Origin of the sequence: Streptomyces laurentii (assembly GCF_040635425.1) — a bacterium.
Taxonomy (GTDB): Bacteria; Actinomycetota; Actinomycetes; order Streptomycetales; family Streptomycetaceae; genus Streptomyces; species Streptomyces laurentii.
The window spans coordinates 255,268-278,335 of the sequence record NZ_JBEYHT010000001.1; the positions used below are offsets into that span (position 1 = coordinate 255,268).

20 protein-coding genes and 1 pseudogene are annotated in these 23,068 nt (G+C 73.0%); 14 read left to right on the top strand and 7 right to left on the bottom strand.

The window, feature by feature from the left end:
• Positions 1-18: 18 nt before the first annotated feature.
• The 9 genes from atpE (at position 19) to ABZ693_RS01230 (ending at position 7,559) form a co-directional block, all read left to right on the top strand.
• On the top strand, positions 19-276 hold the full coding sequence (gene atpE, locus ABZ693_RS01190; protein WP_093874070.1) for an ATP synthase F0 subunit C: 258 nt from the start codon (positions 19-21) through the stop codon (positions 274-276).
• A gap of 42 nt (positions 277-318) precedes the next feature.
• A complete protein-coding gene (locus ABZ693_RS01195) occupies positions 319-864 on the top strand; it encodes a F0F1 ATP synthase subunit B (protein ID WP_359871970.1) in 546 nt (181 codons plus the stop codon).
• Positions 861-1,676, top strand: a complete 816-nt coding sequence (locus ABZ693_RS01200) for a F0F1 ATP synthase subunit delta (protein WP_359871972.1) — start codon at positions 861-863, stop codon at positions 1,674-1,676. Before ABZ693_RS01195 ends, ABZ693_RS01200 begins: the two co-directional genes overlap by 4 nt.
• 130 nt (positions 1,677-1,806) lie before the next feature.
• The gene (gene atpA, locus ABZ693_RS01205) at positions 1,807-3,402 is read left to right on the top strand and encodes a F0F1 ATP synthase subunit alpha (protein WP_359871974.1); all 1,596 of its coding nucleotides are present in this window, start codon (positions 1,807-1,809) and stop codon (positions 3,400-3,402) included.
• A gap of 20 nt (positions 3,403-3,422) precedes the next feature.
• Entirely contained in the window at positions 3,423-4,340 is a 918-nt protein-coding gene (locus tag ABZ693_RS01210) for a F0F1 ATP synthase subunit gamma (RefSeq protein WP_359871976.1), read from the top strand.
• Positions 4,340-5,779, top strand: coding sequence for a F0F1 ATP synthase subunit beta (gene atpD / locus ABZ693_RS01215; RefSeq protein WP_359871978.1), 1,440 nt, complete (start codon positions 4,340-4,342; stop codon positions 5,777-5,779). Before ABZ693_RS01210 ends, atpD begins: the two co-directional genes overlap by 1 nt.
• A gap of 109 nt (positions 5,780-5,888) precedes the next feature.
• Positions 5,889-6,263 carry a F0F1 ATP synthase subunit epsilon gene (locus ABZ693_RS01220; protein WP_359871980.1) on the top strand — a complete coding sequence of 125 codons (375 nt, stop codon included), beginning with the start codon at positions 5,889-5,891 and terminating at the stop codon, positions 6,261-6,263.
• Positions 6,264-6,409: 146 nt separating this feature from the next.
• A complete protein-coding gene (locus ABZ693_RS01225; protein WP_359871982.1) occupies positions 6,410-6,856 on the top strand; it encodes a DUF2550 domain-containing protein in 447 nt (148 codons plus the stop codon).
• 4 nt (positions 6,857-6,860) lie between these two features.
• Positions 6,861-7,559 carry a 4'-phosphopantetheinyl transferase family protein gene (locus tag ABZ693_RS01230; RefSeq protein WP_359871984.1) on the top strand — a complete coding sequence of 233 codons (699 nt, stop codon included), beginning with the start codon at positions 6,861-6,863 and terminating at the stop codon, positions 7,557-7,559.
• A 77-nt stretch (positions 7,560-7,636) separates the two neighbouring features.
• On the opposite strand, the gene ABZ693_RS01235 is transcribed toward ABZ693_RS01230, so the two are convergent.
• Complete coding sequence (locus ABZ693_RS01235) at positions 7,637-8,470, bottom strand: TetR/AcrR family transcriptional regulator (RefSeq protein ID WP_359871986.1); 834 nt, start codon at positions 8,468-8,470, stop codon at positions 7,637-7,639.
• Positions 8,471-8,642: 172 nt separating this feature from the next.
• Here ABZ693_RS01235 and ABZ693_RS36135 point away from each other — a divergent pair.
• A pseudogene (locus tag ABZ693_RS36135) lies at positions 8,643-10,233 on the top strand (MFS transporter).
• A 126-nt stretch (positions 10,234-10,359) separates the two neighbouring features.
• Positions 10,360-10,797 (top strand): carboxymuconolactone decarboxylase family protein, encoded by a 438-nt coding sequence (locus tag ABZ693_RS01250; RefSeq protein ID WP_359871988.1) that lies wholly within the window; start codon positions 10,360-10,362, stop codon positions 10,795-10,797.
• A gap of 97 nt (positions 10,798-10,894) precedes the next feature.
• On the opposite strand, the gene ABZ693_RS01255 is transcribed toward ABZ693_RS01250, so the two are convergent.
• Genes ABZ693_RS01255 through ABZ693_RS01280 form a run of 6 tightly spaced genes read right to left on the bottom strand, consistent with a single transcriptional unit; the run spans position 10,895 to position 18,157 of the window.
• Positions 10,895-11,884, bottom strand: coding sequence for a UbiA family prenyltransferase (locus tag ABZ693_RS01255; protein ID WP_359871990.1), 990 nt, complete (start codon positions 11,882-11,884; stop codon positions 10,895-10,897).
• Between the two features lie 43 nt (positions 11,885-11,927).
• The gene (locus ABZ693_RS01260; RefSeq protein WP_359871992.1) at positions 11,928-12,746 is read right to left on the bottom strand and encodes a class I SAM-dependent methyltransferase; all 819 of its coding nucleotides are present in this window, start codon (positions 12,744-12,746) and stop codon (positions 11,928-11,930) included.
• Between the two features lie 44 nt (positions 12,747-12,790).
• Positions 12,791-14,434, bottom strand: coding sequence for a class I adenylate-forming enzyme family protein (locus ABZ693_RS01265; RefSeq protein ID WP_359871994.1), 1,644 nt, complete (start codon positions 14,432-14,434; stop codon positions 12,791-12,793).
• On the bottom strand, positions 14,431-15,891 hold the full coding sequence (locus ABZ693_RS01270) for a protoporphyrinogen/coproporphyrinogen oxidase (protein WP_359871996.1): 1,461 nt from the start codon (positions 15,889-15,891) through the stop codon (positions 14,431-14,433). The genes ABZ693_RS01265 and ABZ693_RS01270 overlap by 4 nt, the downstream gene beginning before the upstream one ends.
• Entirely contained in the window at positions 15,888-17,078 is a 1,191-nt protein-coding gene (locus ABZ693_RS01275; RefSeq protein WP_359871998.1) for a DegT/DnrJ/EryC1/StrS family aminotransferase, read from the bottom strand. The genes ABZ693_RS01270 and ABZ693_RS01275 overlap by 4 nt, the downstream gene beginning before the upstream one ends.
• Positions 17,075-18,157 (bottom strand): DegT/DnrJ/EryC1/StrS family aminotransferase, encoded by a 1,083-nt coding sequence (locus ABZ693_RS01280; RefSeq protein ID WP_359872000.1) that lies wholly within the window; start codon positions 18,155-18,157, stop codon positions 17,075-17,077. Before ABZ693_RS01280 ends, ABZ693_RS01275 begins: the two co-directional genes overlap by 4 nt.
• A 419-nt stretch (positions 18,158-18,576) precedes the next feature.
• Between ABZ693_RS01280 and ABZ693_RS01285 the strand changes: the two genes are divergently transcribed.
• From ABZ693_RS01285 to ABZ693_RS01295, 3 genes are read left to right on the top strand one after another with little or no spacing between them, the layout of a single operon-like run.
• Positions 18,577-19,650 carry a Gfo/Idh/MocA family oxidoreductase gene (locus ABZ693_RS01285; protein ID WP_359872002.1) on the top strand — a complete coding sequence of 358 codons (1,074 nt, stop codon included), beginning with the start codon at positions 18,577-18,579 and terminating at the stop codon, positions 19,648-19,650.
• Complete coding sequence (locus tag ABZ693_RS01290; RefSeq protein ID WP_359872004.1) at positions 19,637-21,952, top strand: M20/M25/M40 family metallo-hydrolase; 2,316 nt, start codon at positions 19,637-19,639, stop codon at positions 21,950-21,952. Before ABZ693_RS01285 ends, ABZ693_RS01290 begins: the two co-directional genes overlap by 14 nt.
• On the top strand, positions 21,949-23,067 hold the full coding sequence (locus ABZ693_RS01295; protein WP_359872006.1) for an Ldh family oxidoreductase: 1,119 nt from the start codon (positions 21,949-21,951) through the stop codon (positions 23,065-23,067). Before ABZ693_RS01290 ends, ABZ693_RS01295 begins: the two co-directional genes overlap by 4 nt.
• Position 23,068 lies beyond the last annotated feature (1 nt).

The following is a 23,068-nucleotide window of genomic DNA, read 5'->3' on the forward strand; positions in this document are numbered from 1 at the left end:
AGAGAAGGAAGTAACGGCATGTCCGCTGCTCTCGACATGGTCAACCTCGCCGCCGGCGCCAAGGAGAACGTCGTCGGCAACGTCGCCTCCATCGGTTACGGCCTCGCCGCGATCGGCCCCGGCGTCGGCGTCGGCATCATCTTCGGTAACGGTACGCAGGCCCTCGCCCGTCAGCCCGAGGCCGCCGGTCTGATCCGCACCAACCAGATCATGGGCTTCGCCTTCTGTGAGGCGCTCGCCCTCATCGGCATCGTCATGGGCTTCGTCTACCAGTAAGCCGCACTGACAAGTCCGACCCTTTTTACGGAAGGCACTGATGTGAACGCTCTGCTTCTTGCGGAGGCGGCGGAGCCCCAGCCTCCGCTCATCCCGCATCTCGACGAGCTCGTCATCGGCCTGATCGCCTTCGTCATCGTCTTCGGCTTCCTCGCCAAGAAGCTCCTCCCGAACATCAACAAGGTTCTGGACGAGCGTCGCGAGGCCATCGAGGGTGGCATCGAGAAGGCCGAATCGGCCCAGGTCGAGGCTCAGAGTGTGCTGGAGCAGTACAAGGCTCAGCTCGCCGAGGCCCGCCACGAAGCCGCGCGTCTTCGCCAGGAGGCGACGGAGCAGGGCACCGCGATCATCCAGGAGATGAAGGCGGAAGGCCAGCGCCAGCGCGAGGAGATCATCGCGGCCGGTCACACGCAGCTCGCTGCCGACCGCAAGGCCGCGTCCGCCGCGCTGCGTCAGGACGTCGGCAAGCTGGCGACCGACCTGGCGTCGAAGCTCGTCGGCGAGGCCCTCGAGGACCACGCCCGTCAGAGCCGGACCATCGACCGCTTCCTCGACGAGCTCGAGGAGAAGGCCGAGGCCGTGCGATGAACGGAGCGAGCCGCGAGGCACTGAGTGCCGCACGTGAGTCCCTGGACGCGCTGACCGACAACACGTCGGTGGACGCCGGCGAGCTCGCGGGCGAGCTGGCGGCCGTCACCGCGCTGCTCGACCGCGAGGTGTCGCTGCGTCGGGTTCTGACCGACCCGGCGCAGGGTGGCGAGGCCAAGGCCGAGCTGGCCAAGCGACTGCTGTCCGGTCAGGTGGGCGGCGCGACCGTCGACCTGATCGCCGGCATGGTGCGCTCCCGCTGGTCGCAGTCGCGCGACCTGGTCGACGCGGTCGAGGAGCTGGCGAACACCGCCGACCTCACCGCCGCCCAGAAGGCGGGCGCCCTGGACGACGTCGAGGACGAGCTGTTCCGGTTCGGCCGGATCGTCTCCTCCAGCAACGAGCTCCGCTCCGCGCTGACGGACAAGACCGCGACGGCCACGGCCAAGGGCGAGCTGCTGCGCAGCCTGCTCGGCGGCAAGGCAGACCAGGTCACCGAGCGTCTGATCGTCCGCCTGGTCACCCAGCCCCGGGGTCGTAGCCTGGAGTCGGGACTCGAGTCCCTGTCCAAGCTCGCCGCGGCGCGCCGGGACCGGATGGTCGCGGTCGTCACCACCGCGGTGCCGCTCAGCGACGGGCAGAAGCAGCGCCTCGGCGCGGTGCTGGCCAAGCTGTACGGCCGCCAGATGCACTTGAACCTGGACGTGGACCCGACGGTCCTCGGCGGGATCTCGGTGCGGGTCGGTGACGAGGTCATCGACGGCACCATCGCGGAGCGCCTCGACGAGGCGACCCGCCGCCTGGCCGGCTGACCTCGGCCACAACGTAAAGACGCATGACAGCGGCCCGGTTGGGCCGTGCAGAGATTGCAGAAGTTCCTGGGGGTCGGCCCCCAGACCCCTTAAGAAACTTCGGGCCCAACAAGGAGAGCAGGGAACCCAGATGGCGGAGCTCACGATCCGGCCGGAGGAGATCCGGGACGCACTGGAGAACTTCGTCCAGTCGTACCAGCCGGACGCGGCCTCGCGCGAGGAAGTCGGCACGGTCAGCCTGGCCGGCGACGGCATCGCGAAGGTCGAGGGTCTTCCCTCGGCCATGGCGAACGAGCTGCTGAAGTTCGAGGACGGCACCCTCGGCCTCGCGCTGAACCTGGAAGAGCGCGAGATCGGTGCGATCGTTCTCGGCGAGTTCAGCGGCATCGAGGAGGGGCAGTCGGTGCAGCGCACCGGCGAGGTCCTCTCCGTCGGCGTCGGCGAGGGATACCTGGGTCGCGTCGTCGACCCGCTCGGCAACCCGATCGACGGTCTCGGCGAGATCGCGACCGAGGGCCGCCGCGCCCTCGAGCTGCAGGCGCCCGGCGTCATGCAGCGCAAGTCGGTCCACGAGCCGATGGAGACCGGCTACAAGGCCGTCGACGCCATGACCCCGGTCGGCCGTGGTCAGCGTCAGCTGATCATCGGTGACCGTCAGACCGGCAAGACCGCTCTTGCCGTCGACACGATCATCAACCAGCGCGACAACTGGCGCTCGGGCGACGTGAACAAGCAGGTCCGCTGCATCTACGTCGCGATCGGTCAGAAGGGCTCCACCATCGCGTCCGTGCGCGCGGCCCTCGAAGAGGCCGGCGCGCTCGAGTACACGACGATCGTCGCCGCCCCGGCGTCCGACCCGGCCGGCTTCAAGTACCTGGCGCCGTACACCGGCTCGGCCATCGGCCAGCACTGGATGTACGACGGCAAGCACGTCCTGATCATCTTCGACGACCTGTCGAAGCAGGCCGACGCCTACCGCGCCGTGTCGCTGCTGCTGCGTCGTCCGCCGGGCCGTGAGGCCTACCCGGGTGACGTCTTCTACCTGCACTCCCGCCTGCTGGAGCGCTGCGCGAAGCTGTCGGACGAGCTGGGCGCCGGCTCGATGACCGGTCTGCCGGTCGTCGAGACCAAGGCGAACGACGTGTCGGCGTTCATCCCGACCAACGTCATCTCCATCACCGACGGCCAGTGCTTCCTGGAGTCCGACCTGTTCAACGCCGGCCAGCGTCCGGCCCTGAACGTCGGTATCTCGGTCTCGCGTGTCGGTGGCTCCGCCCAGCACAAGGCGATGAAGCAGATCTCCGGTCGCCTCCGTGTGGACCTGGCCCAGTTCCGTGAGCTGGAGGCGTTCGCCGCCTTCGGTTCCGACCTGGACGCCGCGTCGAAGGCGCAGCTGGAGCGCGGTCAGCGCATGGTCGAGCTGCTGAAGCAGCCGCAGTACCAGCCGATGTCGACCGAGAACCAGGTCGTCTCCATCTGGGCCGGCACCACCGGCAAGATGGACGACGTCCCGGTGGCGGACATCCGCCGTTTCGAGACCGAGATGCTCGCGTTCCTGCGCCAGAGCCACTCGGGCCTCATGACCTCCATCCGTGAGGGCGGCAAGATGTCGGACGACACCCTGCAGTCCGTCGCCGACGCGATCGCGGAGTTCAAGAAGCAGTTCGAGACGTCCGACGGCAAGCTGCTGGGCGACGACGCCTCCGCCGTCAACGTCTCGAAGTGACGACGGAAGGGACCTGACTCATGGGAGCGCAGCTCCGGGTCTACAAGCGTCGCATCAAATCCGTCACCGCGACGAAGAAGATCACCAAGGCGATGGAGATGATCGCCGCCTCGCGCGTCGTCAAGGCGCAGCGCAAGGTGCAGTCGTCGACGCCGTACGCGACCGAGCTCACCCGCGCGGTGACCGCGGTCGCCACGGGCGCGAACGACAAGCACGCGCTGACCACCGAGGCGGACAACCCGACGCGTGCCGCGGTCCTGCTCCTCACGAGCGACCGCGGTCTGGCCGGCGCCTTCAACTCCAACGCCATCAAGGCGGCGGAGCGGCTCATCAAGCAGCTGGAGAGCGAGGGCAAGACGGTCGACATCTACGTCGTCGGCCGCCGTGGCATCGCGCACTTCAACTTCCGTGAGCGCAAGCTGGCCGACACGTGGGCCGGTTTCACGGACGAGCCGACGTACGCGGACGCCAAGAAGATCGGCGCGCCGCTGATCGAGGCCATCGAGAAGGACACGGCCGACGGTGGTGTGGACGAACTCCACATCGTCTACACCGAGTTCGTCTCGATGATGACGCAGTCCGCGATCGAGGCCCGGCTGCTGCCTCTCAGCCTCGACGAGGTCGCGAAGGAGGCCGGCACGACGGACACCATCCGTCCGCTGTTCGACTTCGAGCCGTCGGCGGAGGACGTCCTGGACGCCCTTCTGCCGCGCTACGTCGAGAGCCGGATCTACAACGCGCTGCTGCAGTCCTCGGCTTCGAAGCACGCCGCCACGCGGCGCGCGATGAAGTCGGCGACCGACAACGCGGGTGAGCTGATCACCAGCCTCACCCGTCGTGCCAACGCGGCCCGCCAGGCCGAAATCACCCAGGAAATCAGCGAGATCGTCGGTGGCGTTGCCGCCCTGGCCGACGCGAACGCGGGGAGTGACAAGTAATGACGACCACTGTTGAGACGGCCGCCGCCACGGGCCGCGTCGCCCGGGTCATCGGCCCGGTCGTCGACGTGGAGTTCCCCGTCGACGCCATGCCGGAGATCTACAACGCGCTGCACGTCGACGTGCAGGACCCGTCCGGCGAGGGCATGAAGACGCTGACCCTCGAGGTCGCGCAGCACCTCGGTGACGGCCTGGTCCGCACCATCTCGATGCAGCCCACCGACGGTCTGGTCCGCCAGGCCGCGGTGACCGACACGGGCTCCGCCATCACGGTCCCGGTCGGCGACGTCACCAAGGGCAAGGTCTTCAACACCCTGGGCGAGGTCCTCAACGAGGACGCGTCCACGGTCGCGAACGCCGAGCGCTGGGGCATCCACCGCAAGGCCCCGGCCTTCGACCAGCTCGAGTCCAAGACCGAGATGTTCGAGACCGGCCTGAAGGTCGTCGACCTTCTCACCCCGTACGTCAAGGGTGGAAAGATCGGTCTGTTCGGTGGTGCCGGTGTCGGCAAGACCGTTCTGATCCAGGAAATGATCGTGCGTGTGGCGAAGCTGCACGAGGGTGTGTCGGTCTTCGCGGGCGTCGGTGAGCGTACCCGTGAGGGCAACGACCTCATGGTCGAGATGGAGGAGGCCGGCGTTCTGGACAAGACCGCGCTGGTCTTCGGCCAGATGGACGAGCCCCCGGGCACCCGTCTGCGCGTCGCCCTGGCCGGTCTGACCATGGCGGAGTACTTCCGCGATGTGCAGAAGCAGGACGTGCTGTTCTTCATCGACAACATCTTCCGCTTCACGCAGGCCGGTTCCGAGGTCTCGACCCTGCTCGGCCGTATGCCCTCCGCGGTGGGTTACCAGCCGAACCTGGCCGACGAGATGGGTCTCCTCCAGGAGCGCATCACCTCGACCCGTGGTCACTCGATCACCTCGATGCAGGCGATCTACGTCCCCGCCGACGACCTCACCGACCCGGCGCCGGCGACCACCTTCGCCCACCTCGACGCGACGACGGTTCTCTCCCGTCCGATCTCCGAGAAGGGCATCTACCCGGCCGTGGACCCGCTGGACTCCACGTCCCGGATCCTGGACCCGCGTTACATCGCCGAGGACCACTACGCCGCCGCCATGCGCGTCAAGGGAATCCTCCAGAAGTACAAGGACCTCCAGGACATCATCGCGATCCTCGGTATCGACGAGCTGAGCGAGGAGGACAAGCTCGTTGTCCACCGCGCCCGCCGTGTCGAGCGCTTCCTGTCCCAGAACACCCACGCGGCGAAGCAGTTCACCGGCGTGGACGGTTCGGACGTTCCGCTCGACGAGTCGATCGCCGCGTTCAACGCGATCTGCGACGGTGAGTACGACCACTTCCCCGAGCAGGCCTTCTTCATGTGCGGTGGTCTTGAGGACCTCAAGAACAACGCCAAGGAGCTCGGCGTCTCCTGAGCCCCGTGCTCGCCTGAAGGGGGCGGGTCCGTCCCGCCCCCTTCTCCACGCCCCCTAGAATTGATCCCAACACCCGGCAGCCGCCGGGTGGTGAACCGAGGAGCCACCCTTGGCCGCTGAGCTGCACGTCGAGCTGGTCGCCGCGGACCGGAGTGTCTGGTCCGGCGAGGCCACCCTGGTCATCGCGCGTACCACCTCCGGCGACATCGGCGTCATGCCCGGTCACCAGCCGCTGCTCGGTGTGCTGGAGTCGGGCCCGGTGACCATCCGTACGAGTGAGGGCGACACGATCGTGGCCGCCGTCCACGGCGGATTCCTCTCCTTCGCCGACGACAAGCTTTCTCTGCTCGCGGAGATCGCCGAACTGGCGGATGAGATCGACGCCCAGCGTGCCGAGCGCGCGCTGGAGCGTGCGAAGTCGGACGAGGACGCCGCCGCCGAGCGGCGCGCCGAAGTCCGGCTGCGCGCGGTGGCGGTCCGCTAGCGGATCGCGCCGAGAGACTGAAACCTCAGCCGCGGCACGGTCGGAGACACTCCGGACCGTGCCGCGGCTGAGGCGATGCAGATGCGGGTTGTGTTCGGTCAGGCCGGGTCCACCGGTCACGGGTTGCGGCGAGGAGGTCGGTGAAGATGTTCCTCGTGTTGCTCGTGTGCGGCCTGGTCGTCGCACTGCTGGTGGTCGGGCTTGTGGTGTTCGCGCTGCGGCGCAGGCTGATCCAGCGGTCCGGCGGCACCTTCGACTGTTCCCTGCGCTGGGACGTGACGGAGGAGCGGGACCCGTCCGGCAAGGGCTGGGTGTACGGGGTCGCCCGCTACAGCGGTGACGAGATCGCCTGGTTCCGGGTCTTCTCGTACGCGCCCCGCCCCAAGCGGATCCTGGAGCGCTCGGCCATCGAGGTCCTGGAGCGCCGGAGCCCGGAGGGCGAGGAGGAGCTGGCGCTGCTGTCGGACTCCGTGATCCAGGGCTGTCTGGTGGGCGGGATCCGGCTGGAGCTGGCGATGAGCGAGGACGCGCTCACCGGGTTCCTCGCGTGGCTGGAGGCGGCGCCTCCCGGCCAGAGGGTCAACGTGGCGTAAGGCGATGTGGCCTGAGGCATCCGACATATCCGTACGGCCCGGTGAGTGCCATGTGTGGACCGCCCGGGCCGTGTCCGTCGTCGAGGGCCTGTCCGCGCTGCTCGACGCCCGCGAGCGGCGGGTGTACGAGTCGCTGACCGGTGCCCCGGTCCGGGCCCAGTACCTGACGGCGCACGCGCTGCTGCGTACGGTCCTCGGCGGCGCGCTCGACCGTGATCCCGCCTCGCTCGTCTTCGCGGCCGGCCCGCACGGCAAGCCGTATCTCCCGGACTCCGCCCTGGAGTTCTCGCTCTCCCACTCGGGCGACATGGTCGCGGTCGCGCTCGCGCCGGACGCCCCGGTGGGCGTCGACGTCCAGCAGGTGCCCGAGCCGTCCGCCGAACTGCCGCTGCCGGTGCTGTCGGCGGGGGAGCGGGCGGTGTACGAGCGGGTGCCGGCGTCCGAACGGGCCGCGGCGTTCACCTCGTACTGGGTCCGCAAGGAAGCCGTCCTCAAGGCGACGGGCGAGGGCCTGCGCGTGGACCCCTCCCGCCTCACGGTCTCCGCCCCCGGCCGCCCCGCCCGGCTGCTCGGCTGGCGAGGCCGCGACGAGGGCGGTCCCCGGCTGCCGGTGCGGCTGCACGACGTGGAGACCGGGGAGGGCTACCGCGCGGCGGTCGCCCTGCTCGGCGGACCGCATCGGATCGTCCGCCGGTCCCGCTGAGACGCGGACCGGGTCGGCGCGGTCGACGCGCCGGACGCTTCCCGGGGGTCGAGCCGGACGGCGGACGCCGGGCGGGTTCAGGCGCCGGAGTGCCGTCGTGCGAGATCGGCCGCGATGCCGTCCAGGACGCCGTCGAGGCCCGAGGCGAACAGGGCGTCGAGATCCCAGGGGTCGGCGCCCGCGCGCATGGCGCGGGCGAGCCGGGGATACGCCCCGGGCGCGTACAGCCGGTCCCGCGCGTCCTCGGGGGTCGTCCCTCCCCGTTCCGTGGCGGTCTTCGCCTGCCGTTCGGCCTCCAGGTCGCTGACGAGGATCAGCGCCACGCCTTGCACGTAGGAGGCGAACAGGAACATGTACCGGAAGACGTCGGCCGGTTCGAGGCCGAGCCCGTCGAACGAGGCGAGGGCGCTTTCGCTGTCCGCCGCGAGAGCCGGGCTGAAGTGGGCGCGGGTCGTCATCATGACGCGCGGCAGGATCCACGGGTGGCGGTGGTACAGCTCCCAGTCGCGGGCCGCGGCGCGTTCGAGGCCGTGACGCCAGTCCCGGGCCGGTGAGCCGGGCAGCGGCACCTCGGTCATCGCGGTCTCCACCATCAGGGTGACCAGATCGTCCTTGGACGTCACATGGCGGTACAGGGACATCGTGCCGGTGCCGAGTCCGGCGGCGACCCGGCGCATCGACAGCGCGTCCAGCCCCTCCGCGTCCGCGACGGCGATGCCGGCGCGCACGATGCGGTCGAGGGTGAGGTGCCGCGGCCCGTCGCCGCCCTCCGGGAGGGCGGCCGGGGCCTCCGTCTTGCGGGTCCGGTACGCCTTCGCCTGGCAGGAACGGGAGCAGTACGTTCTCGGCCGCCCCCGGTCCGCGGGCTCCAGCGCCTTTCCGCACGACGCGCAGGCCGGCTGCACGGACATCGTCGTCCCCCTTTTCGTCACACTCATGGATACGTGACGAAACTCTACCTGGAGGGTGCTGTCGTGTGGTGGTCGAGAGGGAAGTCCCAGGTAAAAAAGCGATTGTGAGGGGCGAAGGTCGATCCGTAAGCTGCGTGGAATCGATGCGTACAACGTACGCATCCCTATGCGCCTGCGCGGCACGGGAGAGGACATGACCGAAGAGAACACCAGTGCCGGAACCAGGGAGTGGGCCGGGCTCGCCGTCCTGGTGCTGCCCTGCCTGCTGGCCTCCATGGACATGTCCGTCATGTTCATCACGCTTCCGTCGCTGACGGCCGACCTCGGCCCGAGCGGCTCCGAGCAGCTGTGGATCATGGATGCCTACGGGTTCCTCCTCGCCGGCCTGCTCATCACCATGGGCACCCTCGGGGACCGTTTCGGGCGTCGGCGCGTGCTGCTGTCCGGCGCCGTGGCCTTCGGCGCCGCCTCGGTCCTCGCGGCGTTCTCGACCAGCGCCGGGATGCTCATCGCGGCCCGCGTCCTGCTGGGCGTCGCCGGAGCCACGCTGGCGCCGTCCACGCTGTCCCTGATCCGGAGCATGTTCCACGACGCCAAGCAGCGGGCCACCGCCGTCGGCGTCTGGACGGCGGGATTCGCCGGCGGCGCGGTGCTCGGCCCGATCATCGGCGGTCTGCTCCTGGAGCACTTCTGGTGGGGGTCGGTCTTCCTGATCAACGTGCCGGTGATGATCCTGCTGCTGATCCTCGGCCCGCTGCTGCTCACCGAGTACCGGGACCCCCGGCCCGGCCGATTCGATCTGCTCGGTGCCGTCCTGTCGCTCGTCGCCGTGCTCGGCGTCATCTACGGCGTCAAGGCCATGGCGGAACACGGCTTCGGGTGGGGGCCGGTGGCGTACTGCGCCGCCGGACTCGCCGTGGGCGCGGTGTTCCTCCGCCGCCAGCGCACGGCCGCGAACCCGCTGATCGACCTGAGGCTGTTCCGTACGCGCTGGTTCAGCGTGCCGCTGCTCATCGGCGCCCTGGATGCCTTCGGACTGGTCGGCTTCAGCCTCTTCAACTGGCAGTTCATGCAACTGGTCCTGGGCATGGGCCCGTTGGAGTCGGCGCTGTGGTCCATGCCGACCTTTCTCGTGATGCCGGCGGGCATCGCGCTGGCCACCACGTTCGCCCCGCGCGTCGGCGCCCCCCCGCGTGATCGCCGCCGGACTGCTCGTGGCGACCGCCGGCTATGTCTCGCTGACCCTGCTTCAGGCCGATTCGGGAATCCTCCACCTCGTCGGCGGCATGACCGTCGTCTCGATCGGCATCGGCGCCGTCTCCGCCGTCGTCACCGAGGTGATCCTGTCCGCCGCGCCCCCGGAGCGGGCCGGAGCGGCCTCCGCCCTGGCCGAGACCTCGGCCGAGTTCGGCGGTGCGCTCGGCATCGCGCTCCTGGGCAGCCTCGGCGCCGCCGTCTACCGTGCGGAACTGGCGGCCGAAGCGCCCGACGCCCTCACCTCCGGGGAGCTCGAAGCGGCCGGGAACACCCTGGGCGGCGCGGTCGAGACCGCCTCCGCCCTTCCGGGAGGTACGGCCGAGGCGCTGCGCGACGCGGCGTTCGAGGCCTTCGCCCGGGAGGCCAGGATCGCCTCGATGGTCAGCGCCGTTCTCATGGCCGGTGCGGCGGTGCTCATCGCGACGCTTCTCCGCGCCCCGCGCCGCCGGGCGTCACGCGCCGACGATCCGGCGTTCTCCGACGCCCCTCCGCGGCCGGAACGGTGAACTCGGCGCGCTCGACCGCGGGTTCGGATTTCTTCGGGCGGGGCCGGCCGCCTCGTCCGGGCCGGTGGGTCGTTGTCCCTGAGGGCATGTCCCCGTCGGGGGGACGGTGACGAAAGGGAGCGTCGCATGACCGGCATGAATCTCGTGGAGCAGCACCCCGCCACGTACAAGAGCCTGGTGGCGCTCAGCACCCAGGCCGAGGCGGGGATGGCGGAGACCGGGCTCGCCCCGCTGCTCGCCGAACTGGTGAAGATCCGCGTCTCGCAGCTCAACGGGTGCGCGTTCTGCCTGCGGACGCACACGCGGGACGCGCTCGCCAAGGGGGAGACCGCCGACCGGCTCGCCGTGCTGGCCGCGTGGGGGGAGTCGGGGTACTTCACGGCGCGGGAGCGGGCCGCGCTGGCCGTGGCCGAGCGGACCACCCGGCCGGGCGAGCCCGTGCGGTGGGCGTACGAGGACGAGGCCCTGACCGACGACCAGGCCTCGGCCGTCAGCTGGCTCGCGATCGTGATGAACGCCTGGAACCGGGTCGCGCTGATGAGCCGTACGCCGGTCGCGCCCTGACCCTTGACCCCTGACCCCTGACCCCTGACCCCTGACAGCCGGACGGCCGCCGGAGCGCGTGAGGCGTTCCGGCGGCCGGGCGGCGAAGCGGGCGGGGTCAGCCCCGGGTCAGGGCCAGGAGCAGGTTGCCGACGGTCATCAGGATCACGCTGCCGCGGTGCACCGCGAAGCCGGTACGCCGGGCGCGCATGATCGAGTCCCGCCGGAAGCCGAGGTGGTACTGGTACATCCGCAGCAGCCCCGCCGGGAGCATCAGCGGCAGGAACCACCACGGGGCGAGGCCCGTCGCGCAGGCGGCGGCGACGATCAGCGTCTCGGCGAGCGACAGCACGCCGATGAAGCGGGCGTTGCCGCGCTCGGACACCAGCGCGGCGACGGTGGGGCGGCCCACCGCGCGGTCGCCGTCGACGTCGTTGGTGTTGGAGTAGACGCCGAACATCAGCGGGCCGAAGCCGAACAGGACGGCCTGGACCAGGAGCAGCCCGGTGGCCTGGCCGGTGATCATGCCGTACGGGAGGATGACCAGCGCGAAACCGAGCGCGACCAGGTAGAGCTCCTGGAAGCCGTGGTAGCTGAGCTTGACGCCGTAGGAGTACTGCAGCGTCACCACCCACAGCGCGACGAGGCCGATCACGGTCCACAGCGGACGGTGCGGGGCCAGCGCGGCGGCGGCCGCGAGCAGCAGGGCGGCGCCGGCGGCGCAGCTCCAGGCGAACCACAGGGCCTGACGTACCGTCAACGTGCCCGCGACCAACGGCTTCCGCTGGATGTTGCGCAGTGGGTGGTCGGGGCCGTAGTTGGTGATGTCACTTCCGTCGCGGAAGCCCGTGACGTCGTCGAAGGCGGTCATCGCCATCAGCAGCAGGATCTGGGCCACCGCGAACACGCCGAGCACCGCCGCGCCGCGCGCGCCGAGTGTTCCCGGCGGCAGGACCACGGCCGCGAGGACGACGAAGACGCCCAAGTAGTAGTCGTAGACGTCGAGTTTGCCGAGGCGGGCGTAGACCCGCAGCCGGCTGCGCGAGACGGGAGCCGCCGCGGCCGGGGGCGCTGCGGCGGGTGCGGGCGTGAGGGTGTCGTCCGTCATGGGGCGGGGGCGGCCTTCCGTGGGAGGGGGCGGGGTGCTGCGGTCATGCCGGGCGACGGGCCTGGACGGAGTGGAGGACGCCGGTGACGGCGGCGAACCCGGGATCGTTCATGACGGCGCGCAGCCGGTCGAGTTCGGAGGGCGTGAAGCCGGCGTCGAGCAGCCCCGGGGCGAAGTGGGTCAGATGGTGGAGCTGGAGCCCGAGGGCGGGCCGGCCGGGCGCGCGCAGCAGCACGTGGGGGCGGATGTCGAGCGCGGTGAAGCCGGCCGCGAGCAGATCGGCCGGTACGTGACGGCCCCAGGCCGGGTCGCCGCCCGCCGCGCGCATCAGATCGGCCTTGGCGGCGGTGAAGCGGTCGTACAGCCGGGCGTCGTCGGGGGCCGGGGCGAGCAGACAGTGCTCCGTCGACGTGTCGAACTCGTCGATCTGGATCAGCCCGCCGGGGACGAGCGCGCGGGCGAGCCGGCGCAGCACCTCCCGCCGCTCCGGCAGGTGCTGGAGGACGAGCCGGGCGACCACGACGTCATAACGGGCTTCCGGCAGCGGGTCGTTGACGATGTCGTGGGTCAGGACGACGAGCCCGGGCGCCGGTGCGATGCGGCCGGGTTTGACGTCGGTGGCGGTGACCGTGCCGCCGGGCGCGACGAGCCGGGTCAGGGCGTGGGCGACGCTGCCGGCTCCGGAGCCGACCTCCAGACAGTGCGCGCCGCGGGTGACCCCGGCGTCGGCGAGGTGCCCCAACGTGAGGGGGTCCAGGGCCTGTTCGAGGCTGAGGTGGTGGCCGGCGCTGTGCGGGCTGTCGTTGTCGAAGGGATAGGGGCCGTCGAGCGGACGGCCGGACGGGGGAAGGGTGGTGGACACGGTCTCTCCCGTCGGGTCCGGCGCGGGGCCGGACCCGACCGTGGTCAGGTCCAGCGGCCGGTGCCGCAGGTGTCGGCGCGGCCGGTGAGCTGTTCGAGCAGGGCGGTGCGCCGGACCTTGCCCGTGCCGGTGCGCGGCACCCGCCCCCAGGTCAGGACGGCCGGGTCGGCGAGGTCGGGCAGGTCGTGGACGGCCCGCTTCCACTCCTCGGGGTCCAGGGTGCCGTCCTCGGTGACGACGACGGGCAGCGGCCGGTCGTCCGGGCGGGCGAGGACGAGGCATTCCAGCGCCGTCGGCAGCCGCTCCTCCAGGATGTCCTCGGTCCGCAGACAGCTCAGGGCGGGGGAGTGGTCGACCTCGCGGTCGAGGAGCAGGACGCGGCCGTCGCGGGTGATCTCCCCGATGTCGCCGGTGTTCCACCAGTCGCCGTGGCGCTTGGCGGCCCAGCGGCCGGACTCGCCGAGGTAGTCGGGGGCCACGGCCCGGGTGCGGCAGAGGATCAGACCGGGGACGCCGGGCGGCACCGGGCGGAAGGTGTCGGGATCGACGGCCTTGAGCCTGGTCTTGAACGGGACGGGGCGGCCGAGGTCGCGGACCGTGACGGCGTCCTTGACGGCCCCGCCGCCCGGGCCCGTGCCGCGGACCAGCGAACGGCGGGTGTGGAACGCGAAGGTGAGCGGCCCGGTCTCGCTCTGCCCCCAGCCCTGCATCCACAGCGCGCCGCGCCGCGCGCTGGCGTCGAGGAAGGCGCGGATCACGGGCGGGTGCACGGCGTCGTACGTGCTGATGTACGTCCGTACGTCGCGGAACGGGTGGTCGAGGCGCCGCGTCAGCGGCCGCAGCCGGACGTACCGGGCGGGCAGCGCCTCGACGATCGTGGGCGGGTGGGCGCGCAGCAGCAGGTCGGCCCGCTCCGGGTGGTCGCCGGTGGAGATGCTGATGTGCCGGGGGCCGAGCACGGGGGCCACGGCCGTCCAGCAGAACGTCCGGCCGTGCGCGTACGCGCTCGCGTTGAAGAGGCTGTCGCCGCGGCGGACGCCGAGGCGCGGGAGGGGGAGGGTCTCGAACCGGGCGAGCTGGTGGACCAGGGTGCGGGTGGTGTGGCAGACCAGCTTGGGTACGCCGGTGGTGCCGCTGGTGTGCACGACGACCAGCGGGGTGTCGTCGTGGCGCCGGTGCGGCCCGGGCGCCGGGTGGCCGCGCAGGTCGTCCAGGCGTACGACACCGGGCGGGAGTTCGCCGTCGCGGTCCAGGACGACGGTGGTGCGGGCGGCGGTGGTGAGGTCGTCGTCGGCGGTGAGCCCGTCGGCGCGGGTGCGGTCGAGCAGGGCGAGGTCGGTGACGAGGAGGCGGGGCGCGCAGCGGTCCAGGAGGGTGCGCAGCGCGGTGGCGGACAGCTCGCCGGAGAGCTTCACCGGGACGGCGCCGATCCTTACGGCGGCGCAGGCGATGAGGTCGTAGTCCCAGTGGTTGGCCTTGACGATCGCGACCCGGTCGCCGGGGCCGGCCCCGGCCGCGGCGAGGGCCGCCGCGGTCTGCGCGACCAGGCGGGCGAGCCCGGGCATCGTCCACTCGGTGGTGGCGGGCCGGTCGCCGTCCAGGTCGAAGGGGCGGTCGAGGTGGACGAGGGTGTCGCCGCCGGCGGCCGCGAGCTCGTCGAACAGCACGCCCATGTCGTCGAACTTCATGCGCGGGCCTCCTGCGCGGTGACGGATGCGGTGGCGGCGGGACCGGCGGCAGCGGGGTCAGGGCCGGTGGCGGCGGTACGGACGGTGTTCGCGGAACCGGTACGGGCGGCCGTCGCGGTCCCGGCGCCGCCGCGGGCGGTGGCGGCGAGGTGGGCGAGGACGCGGGAGGCGGCGAGCGCCCCGGAGCGGGCCGCGCCCTCGCTGGAGGGCCGGGCGGCCAGCCAGTCGCCCGCGTACTCGACGCTGCGGGCCGGCCGGCGCAGGAACGCGGCGCGCAACGCGAGTGCCCGCGGGGTGAGCTCGGGCATGCCGTGCGGCCAGCGGTGCACGCGCGCGGAGACGAGGGCGCCGCGCAGCCCGGGCACGTACCGCTCGGCGGCGGTGGTCGTCCGGCGCACCACGGACTCGTCGTCGGCGGCGGCCAGTTCGGGGATACGGCCGGGCGCGGCGAGCAGGCTGACCAGGCCGCGGCCCGCCGGCGCCCGGTCCGGGCACTTGACGTGGTCGGCGACGACGCAGGCCAGGACGTCCTCGCCCTCGCAGCCGGGGGTGAGCAGCAGATAGCCGCCGCCGCGCGGCGCGAGGGGGCGGTCCAGGGCGCAGCTGACCTTGAGCATGGGCCGGAAGGTGGACGCGTGGAGGTATCCGGCGGCGTCGTCCGCCGGGTGCGGCTGGAGGCGGGCGGCCACCGGCGCGGGGACGGCGAGCAGGACGGCGCGCGCCGTGAGGGGGCGGCCGTCGACGGTGAGGGTGGCGTGCGGTCCGTCGTCGGCGACGTGCTGGACGGCGGCGTCGTACCGGACGTCGAGGCCGTCGGCGAGCCGCCGGGTGAGCAGGTCCATGCCGCCGCGGTAGGTGCGCCAGGCGGAGACCGGGCCGACCGCGAGGAGCAGGGCGGCCAGCGGGGCGGCGGCGCTGCGTTCCGGGTCCCAGCCGAAGAACGCGGCGGACAGCGGGTGCAGCAGATGTTCGTACAGGTCCGGGTGGTACCGGTCGGCCAGGTCCCGGACGGTGGCGGAGCCGAGCGGGGTGTCCTCGGGGTGGTCGTGGTCCAGGGCCGCGCGGTGGCGGCCGGTCCAGGCGAGGAAGCGGGCCAGGGAGGGCCGGGCGGCGGGGGCCAGACCGGCGCCGGTGAGCACCGCGACGGGTTCGCCGGCGCCGTTGCGGGGGCGTCCGGCGCGCCAGACGCCAAGCGGGCGGCCGATGCCGTGGACGTCGTACGGGGCGAGCCCGGCGCGGCGCAGCAGCTGCCAGGTGGCGCGGTAGCCGCGGGCGGAGATCTGCTCGGCGCCGGTGTCCACCACGTAGCCGTCCTCGCGCAGGGTGCGCATCCGGCCGCCGGGCGCGTCGGCGGCCTCGAAGACGGTCACCTCCCGCCCGCCGCGCCGGAGTTCCTGGGCGGCGGCCAGGCCGGCGAGGCCGGCGCCGACGACGGCGACGTCGAGATCACAGCTCATGCGGAACGCTCCGGGCGTACGGGGGGAGACGGGGGTGTGGGGCGGTGGCGCAGCGCGTGGCCGCGGACCGTCTCGGCGATGTGCTCGACCTGCGCGTCGTCGAGCCGGTGGTGGACGGGCAGGGAGAGCTGAAGGTCCGCGGCCCGCCGGGCGTGCGGCCAGGCGGCGCCGGGCTGGTGGGCGGCGGCGACCGGGGCGAAGGCGGCCTGGTCCGGCAGTGCCTTCGGGTAGTAGACGTGGGTGGCGACGCCGTGCCGGGCGAGGTGGTCGCGCAGCGCGTCCCGGTCCTCGGCGAGCAGCGTGTACACGTAGTGGCAGCGGCCGTCGGGGTCGGCCGGCGGCGGGGTGATGCCGGGCAGGCCGGTGAGGCGCTCGGTGTAGTGGGCGGCGATCCGGGCCCGGCGCTCCAGGCGGGCGGGCAGGCCGGGCAGGCGGTGCAGCTGGAAGGCGGCCTGGATCTCGTCGAAGCGGCTGTTGAGGCCGATCTCGTGGTGCACGAAGCGCCGCCGGCCGTCCTGCCCGTGGTTGCGCAGCATCCGGGCCCGGCGGGCGAGTTCGGGGTTCCGGGTGACGACGGCACCGCCCTCGCCGGGCATGCCGAAGGACTTCACCTGGACGAACGAGTACACGCCGGCGTCGCCCCACATTCCGGCGGGCCGCCCGGCCAGGACGGCTCCCTGCGCGACGGCCGAGTCCTCCACCAGGCGCAGCCCGTGCGCGGCGGCGAGCGCGGCGAAGGCGGGCATGTCCGCCATCACGGAGAACATGTGGGCCGGCATCACGGCCCGGGTGCGGGCGGTCAGCCGCCGTTCGGCGTCCGCGGGGCCGAGCGTGAGGGTACGGGGGTCGATGTCGGCGAACACGGGGACGGCCCCGAGGTGCAGCACCGCGGCGGCGAGCGGCGCGCAGCCGAACGCGGGGACCACGACCTCGTCGCCGGGGCCGATGCCGAGCCCGGCGAGCACCAGGTGCAGGGCGGAGGTGCCGCTGGAGCAGGCCACCACGTCCGTCGCGCCGAGCTGTTCGCGCAGGGCCTCCTCGAAGCGGGCGGTGTGCGCGCCGAGGATGAACTTCTGCTCGGGCGCGGTGCCGATCTCGTACAGCAGCCGCAGCAGGGTCTCGCGGTCGTCGTGGAACAGGTCCGGCGGGAAGAAGGGGATCGTGTCCCGTCCTGTCGTGGTGGTCATGCCGGGGTCCTTCCGGTGGAGAAGGCGCGCACGGCGTCGCAGACCCGCCGCGCCTGGGCGTCGGTGAGATCGGGGTACAGCGGCAGGGCCAGGGCCCGGGCCGCGGCGGCCTCGGCGACCGGGAAGTCGCCGGGCCGGTGGCCGAGTCCGGCGAAGCAGGGCTGGAGGTGGAGCGGCACCGGGTAGTACGTCTCGGTCTCGATGCCCTCCCGTTCCAGGTGCGCGACGAGCGCGTCGCGGCGCTCGGTCTCGACGAGGTACACGTAGAAGACCTCGTCGCTCGCGCCGGTGAGCGCGGGCCGCCGGGTGACGCCGGGGACGTCCTTCAGGAGCCGGTCGTAGAGCGCGGCGATCTCGGCGCGGCGGACGATCTCCTCGTCGAGGACGGTGAGTTTGGCGATCAGGACGGCCGCCTGGAGGTCGTCCATCTTGCTGTTGTGGCCCGGCCGGCCGGTCTCGGTGGAGATGCCGGGGAAGTGGGCGAGGGTGCGGCCGGCCCGGCCGTGGTGGCGCAGGGCGGAGACGGCCTCGGCGACCTCGGGGTCGTCGGTCAGCACGGCGCCGGCGTCGCCGAGCGCGCCCAGGGTCTTGGTCGGGAAGAAGGACAGGACGCCGCCGCGGCCGTGCAGTCCGGCGTGGACGCCGTTCTGCCGCATGCCGATGCCCTCGGCGCTGTCCTCGACCAGCGTCAGACCGTGCCGCCGGGCGAGCGCGGTGAGCGACGCCATGTCGGCCATCCGGGAGAACAGGTGCACCGGCATGACGAACCGGGCCCCGTCGGCCGCGGCCGCGGGCACCCGGCCGGCGTCCAGGGCGTACGTGTCGGGGTCGATGTCGGCGAAGACGGGCACGCCGCCCGCCAGGACCACGGCGCTCGCGGTGGCCACGAACGAGTAGGCGGGGACGAGGACCCGGTCGCCGGGGCGCAGACCGCAGGCTTTGAGCAGCAGCACGAGGGCGTCGGTGCCGCTGTTCACCCCGATCACGTGGCGGGCGCCGGTGCGGTCGGCGAGGGCCTGTTCCAGGCGGCCGACCTGGGTCGAATGGGAGAACTTCCCGTCCTCGAAAACTTCTTCCACTTTTGATCGGATGAGTGGCCAAAGACGGTCGAACGTCGATGCCTGAGAGAAGAAGGGGATGCTGGGATGTGTCACGCGGAATCAATTCTGTTCGGCCGGAGGAAACCGGCTCCGACAGCTGCTATGGCAGCACAACAGGCGTGCCGATCCCCTTCGTTGGGGGAGTCGCCCGTCGAGAAAAATTCATCCCGAACGTATCCACCGGAGGAATGAATTCTCAAATTCTCGAAGGAAATTCATACCTTCCGGTGACAAGGGTTCGTGAGTTCTTGACCCCGGGGGCGGGAACTGGGGAGGTTTGTCGCCGCGTGCCGGGCGGGCCGGTCGGTCGGACGACCGACGGCCACCGGTCGCCGCGACGAAAGGAACCTCGGGATGGGACACGGGACGGGAAGCGCCTCGGAGGAGGGGAGCCGCCCATGCGGCAGCCCTTGATCGTGGGCCTGGGCCGCTCCGGCGCGGGGCTGCATCTGCACGTCCTCCGGAACCTGGCCCGCGACCCCCGCGACGCCCGGACACCGCCCCTGTGGACCGGCCCGGTGATCGCGGTCGACCCCCGGCCGGACGCGGCCGCCGGACTGCCGCCCGGCCAGGTCACCCTCACCGGAACGCTCGACGCCGCCTGCTCCCTGCTCGGCCCGGCGCCCGCCGTCGTCCATGTCTGCACCCCGCCCGCCACCCGCCGGACCGTCCTCGAAGAACTGGCCGTACGCGGTTTCCAGGACCTCGTCGTCGAGAAACCCCTCGCCGCCGACGCCACCGAACTGGCCGCGATCGAACGGCTGCGCCTCCGGTACGGCCTGCGCATCGCCGTCGTCGCCCCCTGGCTCGCCGCCGAACTCACCCACCGCCTGCGCCTCTTGATCGCCTCCGGCCGGCTCGGCCGGCTGCGGGCGCTGCGCGTCGCCCAGCACAAACCCCGCTTCCTGCGCTCCCTGCGCCCGGACGATGGCCACCCCACCGCCTTCGACGTGGAGATGCCGCACTCCCTCGGCCTGGTCCTGGACCTGGCCGGCCCGGCCCGGCCCACCGGGGCCGCGGTCACCGACCTGCGGTGCGGCCCGGAGGTGCGGCCCCGGATGGGCTCCGCCCGCCTCGACCTGTGCCACACCGGCGGGGTGAGCACCCGCGTCGTCTCCGACCTGGCCGCCCCGGTCCGCGAACGCAGCGTCACGCTCACCTTCGAGCGGGGCGTCGCGGTGGCCCACTACCCGCTCAGCGACGCCGACGACCACGCGCAGCTGATCGTCGGCGACGGCCCGCCCGAGGTGTTCCGCGACGACGCGCTCCTCGCGTTCCTCCGCCGGACGTACACCCGCTTCGCGGCCACCCCGCCGGGCGGCGCCCGCGCCCGCGACGACTTCGCCCTGCACGCCGACGTGGTCCGGCTGCTCGACCAGGCCAAGCGGCACTGCGCCGGCCGGGCCGGGGAGCCCCGCGGCGGCGGCGACGACCTGAACACCAAGGAAAGGACGGCGGATGTACGGGTCTGACGCCCCCGCAAGACTCCCCGAAGGACCCCATGAAGGACCCCCCTCAGGACCCCCCGCGGAAGCCCCGGCCGGGGTCGCGGCCGACCCGCGGATCACCGGGATCGGCGACGAGGCCGCCCCCGGCCTCGACGGACAGATCGCCGTGGCCCGCCGGCTGGGCTGGTCGGCCCTGGAACTGCGGAGCATCGACGAGACCCCGCTGGCCGAACTCCCTCCCGAGACCGTCGAGTCGGCGGCGGACCGGCTGCACGCGGCCGGTCTCGGCGTCGTCTGCCTGGGCTCCCGGATCGCCAACTGGGCCCGGCCCGTCACCGCCGACTTCTCCGCCGACCTGGCCGAACTCGACCGGCTCGCCGCGTACGGGCGGATCCTCGGCTGCCGGAGCCTGCGCGTCATGTCGTACCCCAACGACGGGCTGCCCGAGCCCGAGTGGGCCCGGCGGGTGACCGACCGGATGCGACGGCTGGCCCGCCGCGCCGAGGACCTCGGCGTCGAGCTGCTGCACGAGAACTGCTCCGGCTGGGCCGGCGCGCACGCCGACCGCGCGCTGCGCCTGCTCGACGCGGTCGACAGCCCCGCCCTGCGGCTCCTCTTCGACACCGGCAACGGCGTCGCCCACGGCTACGACGCCCCCGCCATGCTGCGGGAGCTGCTGCCGTACGTCGCCCACGTCCACGTCAAGGACGGCGTGCCCGGCGAGCGCCCCGGCGAGGCCTCGTACACCCTGCCGGGCGACGGCACGGCCGGGGTCGCCGACTGCCTGCGGCTCCTCGAAGACCACGGCTACCGGGGCGCGTACTCCCTGGAACCGCACCTGGCCCTGCTTCCGCACGCCGGACCGCGGAGCGAAGGCGCGGACGCCGCCGAGCTGTTCACCCGCGCCGCCCACCGCCTGGCCACCCTGCTGCCCGCCGCGACGGCCGCACGCCCGCGGCCCGTGCCCGGCCCCGCCCGTACGGCGGAACCGCCCCGGCCGCGGATCGACCACGGCCTGCTGCTGCACCTGCTCCACACCCCCACCGCCGGCCCCCTGGAGACCGGCCCCGGTGCCCCGCACGCGCTGCGCGCCGCCCAGCACGCGTACGCCACGGCCGCCGCCCGGTCCGGTCTGCGCGTGGTCCGTCACCAGGCGCCGCCCGCCTCCGGCGTCCTGCGGGACGACACCCCCGCCCAGGTCCGCGCGGCCGTCGCCGCAGGCCCCCGGTTCCTCGACGCCCAGCCGAGCCTCGTCCTGCGGCTGGGCCCCGTACTGCCCCGCGCCCGCACGGTGATGTTCAACGTCCACCTCGACACCGTGGCCGGCGGACCCTCGCCGGCCTTCGACGGCAGCCGCTTCACCGGACGCGGCGCCGTCGATGCCAAGGGCCCGGCCGTGGCCCTGCTGGCCGGCATCGAGGCCGCCGCCCGCGCCTGCCCCAGGCTCGGCACCGACGTGTCGGTGCTGGTTCAGGCGGTGGCGGGCGAGGAAGGCGGCGCACTGGGCACGTTCGGCACCCGGCCGCTCGTCGAGGCGGGGTACGTGGGCCGCGTCAACGTGTTCTGCGAGCCCACCGGACTCCGCCATCTCCCGCGCGCCACCGCGGCGTCCACCGCCCGGATCACCGTGGCCGGGGACGACGCGATCGACGACCGGCCCGGCGCCGGCCACAACGCCAGCGTGCTCCTCGGCTTCCTCGCCCAGCATCTGGCCGCCGCCCTCGACCCGTCCGCGCCCGGCGCGCCGCCCGGCACCGTCTGCGTGGCCGGACTGCACACCGGCACCGGGCACAACAAGGTCTACGGGGGCGGGGAGTTGCTGCTCAACCTGGCGCACGCCACCACCGCCGACGGAGCGGCGGCCGAGCGGGCCGTGGCCGAGCACCTGGCCCGCGGAATCGACGCGTTCACCGAACGCTTCGCCGGCACCGCGCTGTTCGCCCGGACCGCCGCCGACGCCGCCCGCGTCACCCGGCTGGAGTGGGACAAGCGCGGGATTCCCGCGCTCGGCGAACAGCCCGTGTGGGGCGAGGAGTTCATGGCCCGGGCCGGCATCCCGCGATGGCCCGGCCACGAGGCGGCCTTCACCTGCGACGCGATCTGGCTGAGCGGCGTCCCCGACACCTTCACCACCGTCCTGGGCCCCGGCCTCCTCGACACCCACCACGCCCACGCGGACGGCGAGTTCGCCGACCTCGCCGACCTGGAGGCCTTCGCCGGCCAGGTCGCCGCACTGCTGACCGCCTTCGCCGCCGACACCCCGCCGCTCCCGGCCGGGGACGACGGCACCACCGCACCGCACCCCCATCGAGCAGGAGCGCGATGACCACCACGTCCACCGAACCCGCGACGACCGCCCAGGAGCCGCGGGTCGGCCACGCCACGCTGCTCGCCGAGACGGCCGGCTACCTCGCCCGCCTCGGCGTCCCCGAGGACCGGGCCCGCGTCGCCGCCGAGGCGCTCTGCTACGGCGACCTGACCGGCATGGACTCCCACGGCGTGTTCAACCTGGGCCGCCTCTACCGGCCGCTCCTGGAGTCCGGCCGGGCCGACCCCGCCGCCGAACCCGAGATCCTGCGCGACCTGGGCGCCTGCGTCCTCACCGACCACCACCGCGCGCTCGGCCTGTGGGCGGCGTCGGCGGCCATGGACCTCGCCGCGGAGCGGGCCGGCCGGTACGGGATCGGCCTGGTCGCGGTCCGCGGCGCCACCCACTTCGGCTGCGCCGGGGTGCACGCGCGGCGGGCCGCCGACCGGGGCCTGATCGGACTGATCGCCGCCAACTGCGGCGGCCAGCGCATCGCCCGCCCGCCGCACGGCGCGGCCGCCCTGCTCGGCACCAACCCGCTGAGCGTGGCCGCGCCCGCCGTCGACGGACACCCGTTCGTCCTGGACATGAGCACCACCGTCGTCCCCACCGGCCGGGTCCGCACCGCCGCCCGCGACGGCCGGCCCGCGCCCGAGGGCTGGCTCACCGGCGACGACGGCCGCCCGGTCACCGACCCGGCCGCCTACGACCGCGGCGAGGCCTGGCTGGGCTGGCTCGGCTCCCGCCCCGAGACCGGCGCCTTCAAGGGCTTCGGCCTCGGCCTGACCGTCGAACTCCTCGCCGCCCTGCTGCCCGGCGCCGCCACCGGCCCGTCACCCGCCGCCCTGGCCGGCGACGGCCGCCCGGGAGGCACCGACGACGGCATCGGCTTCCTCGTCCTGGCCATCGACCCCGGCCTGCTGCGCGACGGCTTCGACGACGACGCCCGCGCCCTCTTCGGCACCGTCCTGGCCTGCCCGCCGCTGCCCGGCCACGGCCAGGTCCGCTACCCGGGCCACCGGGAGGCCGAACTCGCCGCCGAGCGCCGCCGCACCGGCGTACCGCTGGCCCCCTCGCTGCACGCCGAACTGTCCGGACTGGGCCTCCGGCTGCCCGTCCTCCAGGAGAACTGAC